This window comes from Streptomyces sp. NPDC048278, assembly GCF_040652195.1.
In the GTDB taxonomy this organism is placed as follows: Bacteria; Actinomycetota; Actinomycetes; order Streptomycetales; family Streptomycetaceae; genus Streptomyces.
The window spans coordinates 90,284-106,938 of record NZ_JBEZLP010000030.1 but is presented as its reverse complement, the minus strand read 5'-3'; the positions used below and the strand labels follow the sequence as shown (position 1 = coordinate 106,938).

Here is a 16,655-nt window from a genome sequence, read left to right as displayed (position 1 = left end):
CCCATGCTCGACCTCACCCCCGACGAACTGATCGGCCGGGCCAAGGCCCTCGACCTGCCCGCACACCACCACATCGACGGCACCGACGAACCCGGCGGAGGAGCAGCCTTCGCCGTCGTCTCGCCCCGGGACGGACAACTCCTCGCCCAGGTCGCCGACGCGGGACAGGCCGAGGTCGACCACGCCGTGGCCGCCGCCCGCCGCGCCTTCGACACCGGGCCCTGGCCGCGGACGGCGCCCGCCGAGCGCGGCCGGATCCTGCTGCGTCTGGCCGACCTCCTCGAAGAGCGGCGGGAGGAGCTCGCCCTCACCATCACGCTGGAGATGGGCAAGCCGATCACCGAGGCGTACGCCATCGAACTGCGCGCCGCCATCGCCACCTTCCGCTGGTACGGGCAACTGGCCGACAAGCTCACCGACGAGTCCCCGCACACCCCCTCCGACGCCCTCGCCCTGGTCACCCGCGAGCCGACCGGCGTCGTCGGCGCGGTGGTCCCCTGGAACTTCCCCCTCACCCTGGCGAGCTGGAAGGTGGCCCCGGCGCTCGCGGCCGGATGCACGGTCGTCCTGAAGCCGTCCGAGTCCTCCCCGCTCTCCGCCCTCCTCCTGGGCCGCATCGGCACCGAGGCCGGACTCCCGCCGGGCGTGCTGAACGTCGTCACCGGCGACGGGCCGACGGCCGGGCGGGCCCTAGGCCTCCACCCGGACGTCGACGTGCTGGCCTTCACCGGCTCCACCGCCGTCGGCCGCCACTTCCTGCGCTACTCCGCCGACTCCAACCTCAAACGGGTCTGGCTGGAGCTGGGCGGCAAGTCGCCCAACATCATCCTCCCGGACGCCCCCGACCTGGACCGGGCCGCCGCCACCGCCGCCTGGGGCATCTTCTTCAACCAGGGCGAGATGTGCACCGCGCCCTCCCGGCTCCTGGTCCACTCCTCGATCGCCGAACGGGTCACGGACGCCGTCGTGCGCCGCGCCGAGGAACTCCGCATCGGTGACCCGCTCGACCCGGCGACCGAGATGGGCGCGCTGGCCGGGGAGGCACATCTCGAGCGCGTGCAGGGGCATGTCGACGCCGGACGCGCGCAGGGGGCCCGGCTGCGCACGGGGGGCGGCCGGACCCTGACGGACACCGGCGGCAGCTATCTGCAACCGACGGTCTTCGACCGCGTCGACCCGGGGATGCGGCTGGCCCGTGAGGAGATCTTCGGCCCGGTGCTGTCCGTCCTCGCCTTCGACGACCCGGACGAGGCGGTCCGGCTCGCCAACGCCACCGAGTACGGGCTCGCGGCCGGCCTGTGGACCTCCGACCTGTCCACCGCGCACCGGGTCTCCCGCGCCCTGAAGGCCGGCACGGTCTGGGTGAACTGCTACGAGGAGGGCGATCTGACCGTGCCGTTCGGCGGGATGAAGCAGTCCGGCAACGGGCGGGACAAGTCCGCGCACGCGATCGACAAGTACACCGACCTCAAGACCACCTGGATCCAGCTGTGACCCGTCCGCCCGGTCGGCTCCGCCCGCTCATCGCCGTCCCCGCCCGGTTCTCCGCCACCACCTCGGCCCTCCGCTTCGCCGCCGAGGTCAACGCCCGGGCTCTGATCGAGGCCGTCTGGCGGGCCGGCGGCGAACCCGCGAGCATCCACCCCGCCGACGCCGACGCGGCCGGGCGGCTCGCCCGCTTCGACGGGGTGCTGCTGCCCGGCGGCGGCGACCTCGCCCCGTACCGCTACGGCGCCGCCGACACCCACGACAGCGTCTACGACGTCGACGACCTCCAGGACAGCTTCGACCTGCACGTCGCGCGCCACGCACTGGAGTCGGGGCTGCCGCTGCTGGCGATCTGCCGGGGACTGCAGGCCGTGAACGTGGCGCTGGGCGGCACGCTGGAGCAGGACATGGGCGGCCCGGACCGCACCCACCGGCACCTGCGCCACCCGGTCACCGTCCGTCCAGGGTCACGCGTCGAACAGGCGCTGGGGGAGGCGAAGGCGGACGCCTCCTGCTACCACCACCAGCGTGTCGACCGCCTCGGCACCGGCCTCACCGTCACGGCGACCGCGGCGGACGGCACGGTCGAGGGACTCGAACTGACCGACGGGCGGGGCTGGTTCACCGCCGTGCAGTGGCATCCCGAGGACACCGCGCACGAAGACCCCGTCCAGCAGCGGCTCTTCGACGCCCTCGTGCGGGCGGCAGCCGAATGAGGGTGCCCTGATCAGGCCTTGGGGCGCCGCCCGCTGCGGCGCGGCGCGGGCTCGGCGCCGCCGAGCAGCTCCCGCCGCCGCTCCTCGCCGTGGTCCTCGACCTGGAGCACGACCCGGCGCAGCAGCTCCGCGAGGGTCCGGCACTCGGCGTCGCTGAGCCCGGAGGTCACGAAGGCCTCCTCCGCGTTGAACTCCGGGAACACCCGCTGCATCAGCTCCTCGCCCTTCTCGGTGAGGCTGAGCAGCACCAGGCGGCCGTCGTCCGGATGCCCGGCACGGCCGAGCAGCCCACGCGACTCCAGGGTGCGGGCCACGCCGGTGAGGGTGCCCTTGGAGATCCCGGCTTCCTCCGCCACGTGCCGGGTCTCCGACTCGCCCCACACCCAGACGACCCACAGCACCACGAACGCGGTCCAGGTGAGGTCCGAGCCGCGCAGCACGGAGTTCTCCAGGTGCTGGCGCACGGCGGAGGCGGCCCGGTGGACGTTGGCCACGGCCGCCATCTGGTCCCGGCGGACCGGGATCCCGCCGAGCTTCGCCGAGGCGAGCTTCTCCGCTTCGGTGATGGACCGGTGACCGGGCACGGTGGCTCCTTCTCGACTTTCGTTCGGCCTCAAATTGTACGGAACGAAGCGTGCCGTCAGCGTGCGGCCGGGTGGGGCAGGTCGTGCGCCTCCAGGCTGATCAGCTGTTCCGCGGTCGGGGCGGTGAGCTCGGCGACGCGCTGGGCCTGGCGCTCGGTCATCTCCTGGAAGATCTGGCGGGCCGAGCGGCCGTTGCCGAACCCCTCGCCCCGGGGCATCGTCCGGAAGAGCGAGAACAGCTCGGTACGGGCCGTGGGGGTGAGCTCGTAGCGGTGCTGCCCCGCCTGGAACTCGACGATCGACACCAGCTCGCCCGGCTCGTAGTCCTCGAAGAGCAGCGTGCGGCCGAACCGGGAGGCCAGGCCGGGGTTGGAGCCGATGAAGCGGTGCATGTCGCCGGGGTAGCCGGCGGCGATGACGACCACGTCGTCGCGGTGGTCCTCCATCAGCTTCACCAGGGTCGCCACCGCCTCGGTGCCGAAGTCGTTGCCCGCGAAGGCCGGGGCCAGGGAGTAGGCCTCGTCGATGAAGAGCACACCGCCGAGCGCCCGGGTGAAGGCGGCGGTGGTCTTCGGGCCGGTGTGGCCGACGTACTCGCCGACGAGCGCGGTCCGGTCGACCTCGATGAGATGGCCCCGGCGGAGCAGGCCGAGTGCCTTGAGGAGGCGGCCGTAGAGGCGGGCGACCGTGGTCTTGCCGGTGCCGGGGTTGCCGGCGAAGACCAGGTGGCGGCTGAGCGGCGGGGCCGGCAGCCCGGCCTCCTCGCGGCGGCGGACCGTCTGCATCAGCTTCACCAGGGAGCCGACGTCCTGCTTCACGCGGTCCAGGCCGACCAGTTCGTGGAGTTCGCCGAGCAGGTCCTCCAGGTTCTCCTCCTCCGGCTCGTCGGAGTCGTCCCCGTTCCTGGCGGCGGAAGACGGGGAGGAGGTGGCCCCCGGCCTGCCGCCGGCCGGGGTCGCGGCCGGGGTGCCGAAGGTCAGCGGGGTGCCGTCGGCCGTGCAGTCCTCCAGGACCGGCTCGGCGCCCTCGTCGGTGCCCAGCGCCTCCGCGCAGTCCCGGATCCGGCAGTGCCGGAAGACCGGGTCGGCGCCCTTGGCGACATGCAGGGCCGGGAAACCCGCCCGGGTGACCTCGACCGCGGTGAACGTGCCGCCCGCGCCCTCGGCCAGGAACACCCCGTTCTTGCCCGGCCGGTCGATGTGCAGCCCGGTCACCTCCGGCCTGGCACCGGTCCACACGACGGCGCCGGAGCCCGCGCAGTCCTCCACCCGGCCGCCCGCCACCGTCGCCTCGGCGCCCTCGTCGACCACCAGACCGGCCGCCCCCGCGCCGCTGATCCGGATCCCGGCGAGGGAGACGGCGGCGCCCTTGGCGACCTGCACGCCGATCTCCTTCGTCCCGGTCACGGTGGTGTCCGCGACCGCGCTGCCGGCCGCGGAGCCGATGCCGATCCCGGCGGTGGACCCGGCGACCCGGCAGCCGGTGAGCGTGGCCACCGCCCGCTCCAGGACACTGACCCCGGTCATGGCGACGTCGGTGATCCCGCAGTCGGTCAGCTCGATCCGGGCCTCGCCCGTGGCGTGCACCCCGTGCTCGGAGCCGCCCCGCACCCGGCAGTCGGCGAGCCGCCCGACGGCCGTACCGGCCAGGTGCACCGCGCTGAAGGTGCTGCGGTCGATCCGGCAGTCGGCCAGGTCGGCCTCGGCCGAGCCCGTCACCAGGAGCCCGTTGGCCCCCGCGTCGGCCACCGAACATCCCGAGGCGCTGAGCCGCGCGGTCTCCTGTACGACCAGCCCGCTGGCGGCGGCGGCCCGGATCCGGCAGTCGGTCAGCTCGGCCCGCGCCGAACCGGTCAGATGCACGCCCGCCGCCCCGGGCGTCTCGATCCGCGACTCCCCGGCCGTCGCCTCCGTCGAGTCCTCCAGGAGCAGCCCCGCCCGGCCGCTGCCGGCCAGCACCGAGTCGGTCAGCCGCAGCCGGGACCGGCCGCGCAGCCGCACCCCGGACCCGGTCGTGCGCTCCAGCCGCAGCCGTACGGCGTCCAGGCTCGCGGTGCCGGACAGCACCACCCCCGTACCGTCGACGCCGGTCACCGCCGTGTCCTCCAGGCGGGCCCGGACACCGCCCGCCAGGTGCAGGCCGGCCAGCCTGGCCCCCTCCAGACGGCAGCGGCGCAGCACGACGGCGGTCGTGCCGCCCTCCTCGTCCTCCGGGCCCTTCACCTGGACCCGGCCGCCTTCCACCGAGCACTCCTCCAGGACCAGCCCGGCCCCCGGCGACACGCTCACCGCGGGCAGGCCCGCGTCCGAGCCCCACACCGTGATGTTGTGCAGGGCGCAGTCCGGCCCGTCCACGCTCACCGCGGGCACCTCACCGGGCGGCGCCGCGATCACCACGCTGCCCCGGCCGTGCTCGGCCGTGAGCACGACCGCGCGGTCCAGGACCAGGTTCTCGGTCCAGGTGCCGGGGGCGATCACCACCAGATCGCCGGGCGAGGCGGCGCGTATCGCCTCGCCGATGGTCCGGTAGGCGCCCCGGCCGCCCTGCCCCTTGGGCGCCACGGTGTGACGGGTGGTCATCTGCGTTCCTCAGTCCTCGGTGCGCGCCGCTGCCCGGTCACGGTGCCTGGTAGTACGTCGGGTTGATGCTCGCACGATACGTACTGGTCAGGTACAGCGACTGGATCGTCTTCTCGAAGATCTTGAAGGGTAGCTGGATCCAGAAGTCCGCGAAGCCCTGGCGGTGGAAGAGCCGGCTGCCCGCGCTCATCACGAACACGTTCTTGACCAGGCCGGTGGTGGCCGCCGTGGTGACCGAGGCGGCGGCGTTGATCCCGCCCTCCCAGACCGCGTCGCCGCCGTGCAGCTTCACGGTCTGCCCGTCCGCGTTGGTCACGCCCCACACGGCCGCGTTCATGCTGCCGTTGACCCAGCCGGACAGCGCACTGCTCAGGACACCGAACGAGAAGTCGTACATACCGCCCCGCCAGCGGGTCGGCGTCTCGTTGCCCGCCCACTCGTTGACCCACGTCTTGTCGTGGTTGAGCGGACGGCGGGTCCACGGCTTGCCGCCGTCGATGTTGGCGATGCCCGCCTTGAACTGGCCGAGCTTCTCGAACCCGAGGGCCCGGTTCTCGTGCACAGTGGTGCTCAGACCGGTCTTGATGCTCGCGCCGACCGCCGCGTTGGCGAACGACTTGAGCGCGTCCTTGCCGGTGAACGGCTTGTTCTGGACGGCGGCCACGATCCCGTTGACGGCGAGGTTCGCGCCGAACTCCAGGATGAACTCCTGGCCGAACTCCAGCGCCGCCTTCTTCGCCACCGACTGCCAGTACGGCTCGTACCGCGCCTCGCGCAGCGCCGCGTCGCCGTCCGGCAGCACCGTGCCGGACCACGGCATGCGCTGGGCCTCACGGGTGGTACGGCCCCAGCCGCGGATCTCGGTCAGCGCGCCGCGGAAGTCGTACTCGTTGCCGACCAGCCGCCATGTGTTGAACGTGTCCCGCTCGAACACCAGGCCGTTGTCGGTGCGCTGGCCGATCAGGTCGCCGTTCCTGCTGTAGCGGTTCCACTGGCCGCGCCACGCGTCGGTCTCCAGGAACCCGCCGCCGTCCGCCTTGCGCTCCCGCACCACGCTGCCGTGGTCGAACTCCTTCCAGACCGAGCCGGCCGGGGTGTTCGGCGTGACGGTCGTGCTGTACGCCCGGACCCGCAGGGGACCGCCGTTGTGCAGCGGGGTCTCGCGCAGCACGGTCGGCGCGCCCTGGCCGGGCACCCGCAGCTCGTCCCGGAAGTACCGGGCGCCGTCGGTCCACCGGTCCTGCCAGGCACGGCCGTTCCACCAGCGGCGGACCTGCTCGCCGTTGCCCACGGCGACGGGCGTGCCGTTGCGTTCGTGGGCACTGACGCGCCAGTCGCCCTGGTTGTCCCGCCAGGCGTCGACGTACCGGCCGGAGTCCAGCATCCGGCGCTCGCGGACCAGGTTCCCGTTGCCGTCGTAGTCCCGGTAGGAGTCGTCCCAGGGCAGCCGCGAGTCGTTCGAGCCACGGAAGAACTCCCGCCGCCCGCTGCCGAGTTCGGCGCCCTGGGCGTCCAGCTCACGCCAGGTCCAGCGGCCCGAGTCGGCGCGGCCGGAGCCCTCGACCACCCGCCCGGCCGTGCCGTCCGGGTTGGCGTGGCTCTGCCCGACGAGGTTGCCGTGCGGATCCCGGTCCACCCAGGTGCGGTCACCGGTGAACTCTCGCACGACCCCGTTCGGACGGCCCTCGCGGGCGGTTCGGGTGACGCCGCCGGCGTCCTGGTGGACGTCCTGCCAGAGCCTGCCCTGCGGGTCGTTCGCGAGCGGTTCGCGGTAGCCCCTGAGGTTGCCGGCCTGCCAGGGGTGGGCGGCCGGATCGGCCGGGGCGTGGCCGGGGCGCGCCGCGTGGTCGCCGACCTTCAGGGAGGTGCCGTCGTGCAGCTTGCCGCTGAACCGCGCGAAGGTGCCGTCGGCCGCCAGGTCCAGGGCGCTGCCGTCCATGCCGACGTACCGCACCCCGGAGCTCGTGGCGCCGTCGCCCGCCTCCTTCGTCCAGGTGAACAACTGGTAGGTGTCGTCGCCCCGGACATGGGCGTACGGCGGCCGGACGTGCTCCGCGCCGGCCAGCCAGCGGGTGCGGATCAGAGTGGGCGGGCGCTGCTCGCGCCAGCGGTCGGTGGTCAGGAAGCCGTCGCCGAACACCTCGTGCCTGCCGACCTCCTTGCCGTGCGGGGAGTGCCGCTCCCAGGTGGCCCGGAGGGAGCCGTCGGCCGGGTTCACGGCGTGTTCCTGGTACTGGCCGGCCCGCTCGGGCCATTCGGCCATGCCCCACTGCCGCTGGGCGATCCGGCCGTCCGCGGTGCGGTCGGTCCAGCCGCTCCCGATGTGCTCCCGGGTCCGCGGGCCCGAGGCGATCACCCGGCCGTCGCCGTCGTAACGGTGCCAGGTCCAGGCCCCGTTGCCGTCGTTCACGCCCAGGGTGTGGCCGGTGCGGCCGTTGAACTTCTGGAGCCCGTCGCGGTACTCGCGCACCGTGCGGCCCCAGCCGTCGGTGTCGCGCCAGCCGGTGCCCGCCGTGTCGTAGCGCCGGCTGCCCGTGCCGACCGGAGTGCCGGTGTCGTCCCAGCGCACCCAGTGGGTACGGGGGTTGGTGCGGGCGAAGTCGATCGTGTCGGTCCGCCGGAAGGAGTCGACCGCACCTCCCGAGGCACCGGGCAGCACCCGGCGCTCGAAGACCGGGACCTGCTTCTTGGTCGAGCTGAGCAGCCTGACGTGGCCGCCCGCGGCGCCGGACAGGTCGGCGGTGCCGTGCTGGAAGGAGCCGGCCGCCACCGGCGCACCGGACCTGGTGGTCCGCTCCCAGGTGTTCGTGGCGTGGTCGACGACGTACCGGTACTGCGTCGGCCGCCCGTTGTCGAGCACGTTGAAGCCCTGCCGGGCCACGCTGCCGTCGGCGGCCAGGTGCACGAACTCGCCGTGCCGCGGGCTGGTCCGGTCGGCGAACACGATCCGGGTGGTGCCGTCGGGCCGCCGGACGGCGTCCCAGTGCGCGAGCCGGCCGCCCGCCGCGTCCTCCAGCCAGGCGCCGGGGTGCTGCGCGGTCGGCGGTTCCACCACGAGGTGGCGTCCGCCGTGGCCCACGGGCAGCGGGGTGCCGGTGGCCGTGACGGCGCCCTGGCCGTCGTACCGGGTGAACGTCCCGTCGGCCAGGGTGGTCCGACGACCGCCGTCGGGCAGCGGGACCGTCTCCTGGACGAACCGTCCGGTGTTCTGGTCGAAGACCTGGTTGCCGCCGCCGGGGCGGGCGATCTCGATGCGGCCGGCCGGGTCGAGGGCGACCGCCCGCGCCGGGTCCGGTGCGAAGGTGTCGTCCAGCCAGTGCGGTGCCCCTGCGAGCGGCCGGTCGAGATGCCCGGCCGGTGCACCGTCCCGTCCGGTCAGCCGCAGCCCGTCGCCCGCGAGGTCGCCGTTGGGCGCGAAGGTGCGGTGACCGGTGTCGTGGACCGTGCGGAAACCGCCGTTGTCCGCCAGCGCGGTGACGGTGTCGGGCAGCCGGTTGCCGTCGGCGTCGGTGAGACGGAGGCCGCCGGCGCCGTCGGGCTCGGCGAACCGGGCGCCGCGCGGTCCGCCGGCCGGGTCGGCCAGCGCGGTCGAGGTGCCCGTCGGGCGGCCCTGGACGTCGTACAGCACGGACTCGCCGGTGACGTCGTCGATCGTGCGCGGCCGGTTGCCGTCGACCGCGATCACCCGCTCGGGCAGCGGCTGCCCCGCCGTGTCGGTGAGACGGTGACCGCCCGTGCCGTCCGGTACGACGATCCGGCCGCCGCGCGTGTTCGCCGCCGGGTCGAACAGCGCGAGGCCGGTGTCCCGGTAGCGGCCGTCGGCCGTGAACCTGCTGGTGGCACCGCTCGTCCCGTCGGTCACCCGGAAGCCGGCGCCGTCGGGCAGGGCGGTGACCGTCTGGGGCTGCCGGGCACCGGACGGGTCGGTCAGCGTGAAGCGGCCCGTGCCGTCGTCGGCCAGGAACCGCTCCCCGCGCGTGCCCCGCGGATCGGTCAGCGCGACACCGGTCTCCTGGAGGCGGCCCTGGCCGTCGTGGCGTACGGACACCCCGGTCGTCTCGTCGGTGACCCTGACGCCGTTCCCGTCGCCGAGATCCTGTACCCGCAGGTCCAGCCGGTCGCCCGCGAGATCGGTGACATGGACGTCGGCGCCGTCGGCGACCCGCACCCGGTCGGTCCCGGTGGGGACGCCGTCCCGGCCGGTGAGCTGGACGCCCTCGTCGAGATGGAGGCCCTGCGCGTCCACGCGCCGGGTGACGCCGGTGTCGAGACGGGTGATCCGGGTGGCGTCGCCGGGCAGCGGGAACGCGGTCAGCCGGTCCGCTCCGGGGCCGTTCACGGTCAGCGCCCCGCGCGTACCGTGGCCGTTGATGTCCGTGTGCAGGCGCAGCCCGGTCGGCCGGCCGTCCGCCCCGTGCAGCGGCATCTCGTAGCCGGTCCGGTCGCCGTTCGCGGTGTAGGTCTCGACGGTGTCCGACTGCGTGTTCCGGACGTCGAAACCGCCGCCCTGCCGGGCGACGACCGTGTGCGTCGGGTCCGGGTGCAGGTGCTGGTCGACCATCCGCAGCGTCACCGCGTTGTCCTGGCCCACGCTGCGCTCGATCGTCAGGCCGTTCGGCCCGCTCACACCCGAGTTGTTCAGAGCGATGTGGTCGACCGCGGGCGGGGCGGTGTCGGGCAGCGTGTCGTCCTTTCCCGCGCCGAGCGTCGCGCCCCGGCGGGTGGCGTCCCTCTCGATCTCGCTGATCCGGGCCTCGATCTCGGTCGGCCGGACACCGAGATCCTCGAGGTTCGTGTAGGCGGTGCGGAACCGTTCCCGGGCGGAGACCAGCTCGTGGTTCAGCTGCACGTCGAACTCGCTGACACCCTGTGAGGTACTGGCTCCGCCCGGCGCGCCGCGCAGGTCCTCGACCCGGTTCAGTTCGACCCGGGCGGACGACAGCTCGACCCAGGCCTCGCGGAACGGCCGGCCGTCACCGCCCAGCAGCTCGTCGAACCGCGCCGAATCCTGCGCCCACGGGGTCTCCCCGGGGCGGCGGGCGGTGTCGCCGGTACCCCGGAACGGCGGTGGGGTGCCGTCCAGCAGACTCAGGGCGTCGTTCTGCCGCTGGGCCTGCACGGACCGGTCCGCGCCGGTGGCGGGGGTGTCCGTACCGGCGTGGTGCGGCGCCGGCGAGGCGGTGTCGAGGTCGTGCGGTGCCGGGAAGGTGATGGCCGGGTCGTGCGGTGCCGGGAAGGCGGTGGCCGGGTCGTGGGCCGGGGCCGTGTGGACGTCCGTCGCACCGGACACGGACGGCGGCGCCGCCCTGGTCTCCGTGCCCGGCGGCAGGAACAGCGCGCGGCCCTTGTCCGTGAGGTGGAGGCCGTCGGTGTCACCGCGGACCAGCCCCTCGCCGGCCAGGTTCTTGAACGCCTTGCCGAAGGCGGTCCTGCCCAGGTCCACGGCCGCCGTGGTCTGCGCGCCGACCTTGGAGTCCGGCAGGGCCCGGAAGCCGTCGGAGTTGGCGAGCGCCCGGATCATCTTCCGCATGTGGTCGGTGATCCCCGTCACCCCGTTGAGCGCGTCCTCGGCCGCCCGCGGAAGCGTGTTCAGGTGGGGGCCGTCCACCGCGGCGGTCGACGAGGAGGTCCCGGTCCCGGCGCCCTGGTTCCGGCCCGGCCTGGGCTGTGCCTTCACCGCGTCGGTGTCGGGCTGGCCCTTGAGGGCGCCGATACGACCGTTGATGTCGTCGAGGAGTTTCGTCCGCTCGTCGAGCAGCCCCTTCGCCATGTCCTTGCGGGCGCCCTGGGCGATGTCGTGGAACTCCTGCGTCAGCTTGACCGCCTGTTCGGCCAGGGGCTGCGCCTTGTTGAGGTTGTAGCGCTGCGCCTTCCTGTTGCCGCTGACGACGGCGTTGTCGGCCTGGCGCACCTTGTCGGACGCCTCGTCGAACGCCTTGCCCGCGGCCCGTGCGGCCGGGTCCACCGTGCCGTCGGCGAGATAGCGTCCGTCGCCCTCCATGTCGTGGACCTGGAGCGGCTTCGGCCACCGGGATTCGACCTGGCTGGAGAACGGGTTGATCGGCAGCCCGGAACCGAACTTGGCCTCGGGCCGGTACAGCTTGGAGACGACCGCGCCCATCTTCTCCACGTCGGCCGGACCCTGGACGAGCTTGAGGACGTCGTCCTTGAACCCGCCGCCGATCCGGTGCACCTCGCGCACCACGGACAGGGCGAGCGCCTCCTGGACGTGCGCGCCGTGGAAGACCTCCTGGTCGAAGGAGACCGTGCGGGACCCGCCGCCGCCCGGATACTCGTACGTCCAGCGGGCCCGCTTGCCCATCTCCTCGAAACCGTCGTCGTACTTGGCGCTGCGGACGGTGTCGTCGCCGAACTTCAGGTCACGCATCGCCTCGCGGTCCAGCGGGTGCAGCTGGTCGTGCAGCGACACCCAACCGCTCCGCTCCTCAAGCACCTTGGCGTCGAAGACGAGGGTGGTCGGCCCGTACCGGGTCGCCATCGGCTTGTCGCCGGCCTCCATCCGGAAGAAGACGAAGTCGTCGTTGCCGAGGTTGGAGGTGTTCTTCCCCGAACTCTTGCCGGAGGCAAGGAACCTGATGCCCCGTCGGGTCAGGTCGCCCTGCGAGGACATCACACCGCTGTTGGCGATGGCGTGGTAGGCGGGCGTCGCGTGCTTGATGCGGTAGGGCAGGTTCTCCAGGCTGGTCAGCAGCTTCTCGAACTGGGCGCGCTCCGCCTGCGGCAGGCTGTCCAGCACCTCGCGGACGTCCTGGCGCAACTGCGTGATGTTGCGTTCGGACAGCTCCTGCACGAAATGCGTCTTCTGCGCGTCGGAGAGCTTCTCGAAGTCCTCGAACTCGGGGAAGGCCTTCTGCCACTGCTCCCGCGAACCGGGCAGTTCGGCCTTCCACTGGTTTCCGGTGGGCACCTCGGCGTACGCCTTGTTGCTGCGGAGGTGGCGGGCGACCTCCGGCATGTCGTGCTGGAGGCGGGAGATCGAGAACTCCGTGCCGTGGAAGCCCTTCAGGGCGATGGCGTCGCCGGGCCGCGCGGCCTTGACGGCGTCGTCGACCTTCCTGGCGAGCTCGTGGGCCACGGTGGAGACGGGGGCGTGCTCGTTGCGGAGGGTGTAGACACCGCCCAGCTCGGCGGCGTCCTTGACGAAACCCTTGAGGGAGGCGTCGAGGTCGCCGGCCGCCTTGTCCAGGGTCCGGGCGAGGCCCTGGAGTTCCAGCGGGGTCTTCTTGCCCGACCTGACCAGGTTCTCCAACCGCTGGGTGAGCCCGCGCAGTTCGAGTGACTGCTGCTCGATCTCCTTGCCGGTCCTGATGAAGTGGTCCGCGCCGGCGGTCTCGGGTGCGTGCCGGGCCTGGGCGTCCAGACCCAGGGCGTGTTCCTGGAACCGCAGGGCCCGCTGGATCTCACCGGCGCCGGCGAACTGGTCGACCAGCAGGTTGAGGTCGCGCTGGGAGAGCCGGCCGTCGGTCAGCGCCTGCGTCATGTCCTCGTCCAGGCGGACCGCGATCCGGGACGCCTCGTCGTTCGCCTTGTCCAGGGCCGCCTGCATGGCCGGGCGCTGGTTGGCGCCGGCGTTGGCGAGGTTGCTCTCGGCCTGCTGCACGCCGCGCTGGGCCTCGGCGTGCTCGCCGAGAGACCTGGACAGCTGTTGCGGAGGCGTCAGCGGGGTGGCCGCCTCCGTCTCGCTGTGGAGGGCCGGAGCGGAGTGGGCGGGCGGGGGAGTGACGTCGTCGGCGGGCAGGGCCGTGCCGCCGAGCGCGCGGGGCCGCTCCTTCAGGCTGAGCCGGCGCAGGTCGGAGAGCTGGGCCTCCAGCCGTACCGGGTCGATGCCGAGCTCGTCCAGCCGGCCGTGGGTGGCGTCGTACTGCTGCCGGGCGGTGTCGACGTTCTCGCGGGCGTGGATCTCGGGGGCGGTCGGGCCATCGGAGCTGCCCGCGTGGCCGTTGTGCGGCAGCAGGTCCTCGGCCCGGCCCAGGTCGTAGCGCGCCTGGACGTGGTCCCGCCAGGCCTCGCGGCGGGCCTGCCGCAGCGGGTCGTCCACGTGGCCGAACAAGGCGTCGACACGCTGCCCGTCCCGGAACCACGCCTCCTCGATCTGGGCCGGGGTGAGCCGCGGTCCCCGCCCCGGCAGGTCCTTGTCCCAGGACGTCGGCGTCGGCAGGGAGCCGACCGCGTCGCCGTGGAGTTCGGGCGTGCCGCCGCGCGGGGCCTCGACCGAGAGTTGACGGTCGCCGGGCACCCGGACGACGTCGGGGTCCTTCAGGAGCCCGTCGAAGCCGTCGGAGTGGGCCGCGGCGGGCGCTGCGTCGAAGGCGTCGCCGCCGTGGCCGGCGGAGCCGGACGGCATGTCGATCGTGAAGCCCTGCTTCTCGACCGAGTCCACGAAGTCGACGCTCGCCCCGTGCCGGTAGGGGGCGCTCGTCCTGTCGGTGACGACCTTGACCCCGTCGACGTCGTTCCCGGCGTGGCCCAGCGCGGATTCGTCGAACTGCAGCCTGTACTTGTCGCCCGAGGCCGAGCCGGCCAGGCCCTTGTCGGCGTCGGTGCGGGCGGGCGCGCCGGCGAAGGCGGGGCCGTCGGTGGTGCGGGCGCTGCGGCCGGTGTCGACGAGGTCGAGGGCCGAGCGGCCGTGGTCGCCGCCGGTGCCCGGGCGCCCCGAGCCGCCGACGGGTGCGGGAGCCGGCTCGTGGAGGCCCGCGTCGACGGTGAGCCGGTCGGAGGTGATCGGGTTCGCCGGGCTCGTCGTCAGCCGGTCCGGGGAGGCCGGCGTGATCGTGAGCCGGTCCGGTGTCCCCGGGGCCGGGGACGGCGAGCCGTGCGGCAGCCGCTCCGCCGGGCCGCCGGGGCGCGGGGAGCCCGGCTGGTGGAGGAGTTCGTCGAGGTGGAGGCGGGTCTGGTTGGCGTGCAGGGCGCTGGTGGTGCGGTCGGCGAGGGCATTGCCGGTGCCGGGTGCCACGGGGGAGTGCGGGGTGTTGTGGCGGGTGCCGGCGAGCAGGTCGAAGGCCGAGACCCCGGTGTCGACATGGCCCGGCCCGCCGTGCCCGAGGCCGGTCGGTGAGGGGTGGGCGACGGTCGTGGGGCCGGTGAGCAGGCTGTGCGGCGCCGTCACGTCGTGCGGGGCGCCGGGCGCCGGGGCCGAGTCGAGCGCGGTGTGGGCGATGCCGGTGCCCGGCGTGCCGGTCAGCGTGGTGTGGGCGGCGCCGATGCCGGGGGTGCCGGGGGCGTGGACCGCGCCCACGCCCGGGGTGCCGGTGAACGCGGAGTGCAGGGTGCCCGCGGTCGGGTTGGCGGTCGGCAGGTCGCCGAGTGTGGCCGCGACCGGCGGCGGTGCGGAGTGGGTGCCGGTGAGCACGGTGCTGCCCGGCACCTGGGTGGCGTTGTGCGCGCCGCCCGGCAGCAGCACGTCCGCGTGCGAGGTGAGGTTCGCCGGCGTCGGGGGCAGCCCGGTGAGTGTGGTGTGGGCGCCCCCGGAGACGGCGGTGACCGGCGTGCCGGTGATGCCGTGGGTGGCGCCCGGGACACCGGCCGAGGCGGGCACGTGCAGGCCGGACGCGGTGGTGATCGTCGGCGTGGCGCCGGCACTCACACCCAGCTCCGCATGGCCGCCCAGCGCCCCGAAGTTCTCCACGCGCACGTTGCCCAGCTGCACATGGGGCATGTCGACCAGCGCGTCCACCGTGCGCGCCGCGTGGACGCCGAAGTTGCCGCGGTGGGCGATCGCGCCGACGTCACCGAGGTTCAGCGACGGCGGACGCAGGGTGGAGGTGACGTCGAGGTGCGTGCTCGGGATGTTCAGATCCAGGTTGCGGATGCTGCTCTGCCCCGAACCCGCCCCGAACCGCACCTCGTTCAGCTGGATGCGGGGCATGTCGACCAGGGCGTCGACGGTGCGCGGGTCGACCGGGACCGAGCTGATCGTACGGCCGATGCCGCTGGTGATCGGGGCGCCGAAGACGTGCCGGCCGAGCACACCGCGGTCGAAGAGGCTGATCCGCAGGGCGCGCGCGAAGCCGTACTCGCCGATCTCCGCCGCGTCCACCGGCAGGAGGATCCGCAGCCACTTGGTGCCGCCGAACTCCTGGCCCACCCACTCCTTGGTGGTCTGCCAGCCCCGGGAGAGCGTCTCGGGCAGTCCGCGCACGAATCCGGGGATCGCCTTGAAGCCCTGCACGACCGTCAGGCTGAGGGAGTCGACCCCGTGGCTGATGATGTTGGGCAGGTTGTGGATGCCGTCCAGCACCCACAGGCCGCCCTTGTAGACCCAGGTGCTGCCGAGCCGCACCAGGTCCTTGAGGCCGAGCAGCAGGGTGGTGGGGCGGAAGCCGTTGGTGAACAGGTTGCGCAGGGCCTGGAACGTGCCCCGGGCGATGTTGGCGAAGCCCTTGGCGAACGCGCTCGTCGCGACGCCCTTGATGATCTGGAAGATCGGCAGCGCCTTCGTGGTGGGCGCCAGGATGCCCAGTCCGGCGAGGAAGAGGTCGAGGAAGCTCGCGTTGCCGTTGGCGAAGTCGACGATCGTCTTGATGAAGAGGGTCAGGTTGACGCCGAGGGCGAGCAGCGCGATCGGGCCGCCGAAGATCAGGGCCGGAATGATCAGGATGATCGCCAGCCACTGGAACGCCTCCCAGAAGATCTGGCACTCGGAGATCGGCAGCTGGATGTCGGAGACACCCGAGATGCTGCCCGCCGCGGCGGAGGCACCCTCGCCGTGCTCGGTGCCGGCCTGCCGGGCCGTGGAGGCGTAGGTCTCCCGGTCCGGGTCGTCCTCGGAGAGACCGCGGCCCGAGTTGAGCGCGCCGTCGGCCCGGGACTGGAGGTCGACCAGCTTGTCCGCCCAGGTGCTCAGCGCCGTCGCCGCGCTCTCGAAGGACTGCGCGACGTCCTCGATGTGCCCGCGCAACCGGTCGTTGACCTTGCCGCGCAGAGCGTCCGCGGCCTCGCCGACGAAGACGCTGTCACCGGCGGTGTTCATCACCGCGTCGATCGCCGTGCTGATGCGGCGGGCCTCGGAACCCAGGTGGTTGAGCTCGGTGGACAGCGTCCGGATCTGGTCGGGCTCGCCCGGCGTGGGATCGCTGTCCAGCCCGATCGCGTTCCAGTCGGTCGGGCGTGGCATACGGGTTCCTCCCGGAAGCTGCGGGGCTCGGGGCGGTCACTCCCCACCTGACCACGCCAGAGCGACCACCGCGGTTCACGTGACCTGGGTTACAGCCGCCGTACCGGGTGAACCGGCGGGGCGGGTGCGGCGTGGTCCAACTGACCGGAGTCAC

Annotated in this window: 5 protein-coding genes; 2 read left to right on the top strand and 3 right to left on the bottom strand. The window is 73.4% G+C overall.

Annotated features, from left to right (window positions below; translation table 11 throughout):
• Positions 1-3: 3 nt before the first annotated feature.
• Positions 4-1,494, top strand: a complete 1,491-nt coding sequence (locus tag AB0D74_RS37725) for an aldehyde dehydrogenase (protein ID WP_362597045.1) — start codon at positions 4-6, stop codon at positions 1,492-1,494.
• Complete coding sequence (locus AB0D74_RS37720; protein WP_362597042.1) at positions 1,491-2,204, top strand: type 1 glutamine amidotransferase; 714 nt, start codon at positions 1,491-1,493, stop codon at positions 2,202-2,204. The genes AB0D74_RS37725 and AB0D74_RS37720 overlap by 4 nt, the downstream gene beginning before the upstream one ends.
• A gap of 11 nt (positions 2,205-2,215) precedes the next feature.
• Here AB0D74_RS37720 and AB0D74_RS37715 read toward each other — a convergent pair whose 3' ends face one another.
• From AB0D74_RS37715 to AB0D74_RS37705, 3 genes are read right to left on the bottom strand one after another with little or no spacing between them, the layout of a single operon-like run.
• On the bottom strand, positions 2,216-2,788 hold the full coding sequence (locus tag AB0D74_RS37715) for a MarR family winged helix-turn-helix transcriptional regulator (protein WP_362597040.1): 573 nt from the start codon (positions 2,786-2,788) through the stop codon (positions 2,216-2,218).
• Between the two features lie 56 nt (positions 2,789-2,844).
• Positions 2,845-5,367 carry a right-handed parallel beta-helix repeat-containing protein gene (locus AB0D74_RS37710; RefSeq protein ID WP_362597037.1) on the bottom strand — a complete coding sequence of 841 codons (2,523 nt, stop codon included), beginning with the start codon at positions 5,365-5,367 and terminating at the stop codon, positions 2,845-2,847.
• 37 nt (positions 5,368-5,404) lie between these two features.
• Complete coding sequence (locus AB0D74_RS37705; protein WP_362597160.1) at positions 5,405-16,501, bottom strand: hypothetical protein; 11,097 nt, start codon at positions 16,499-16,501, stop codon at positions 5,405-5,407.
• Positions 16,502-16,655: the final 154 nt, after the last annotated feature.

Excerpts from the sequence above, each read along its gene's own strand:
- AB0D74_RS37725 (WP_362597045.1), top strand. The coding sequence starts at position 4 with ATGCTCGACCTCACCCCCGACGAACTGATCGGCCGGGCCAAGGCCCTC.
- AB0D74_RS37710 (WP_362597037.1), bottom strand. The coding sequence starts at position 5,367 with ATGACCACCCGTCACACCGTGGCGCCCAAGGGGCAGGGCGGCCGGGGC.
- AB0D74_RS37705 (WP_362597160.1), bottom strand. The coding sequence starts at position 16,501 with ATGCCACGCCCGACCGACTGGAACGCGATCGGGCTGGACAGCGATCCC.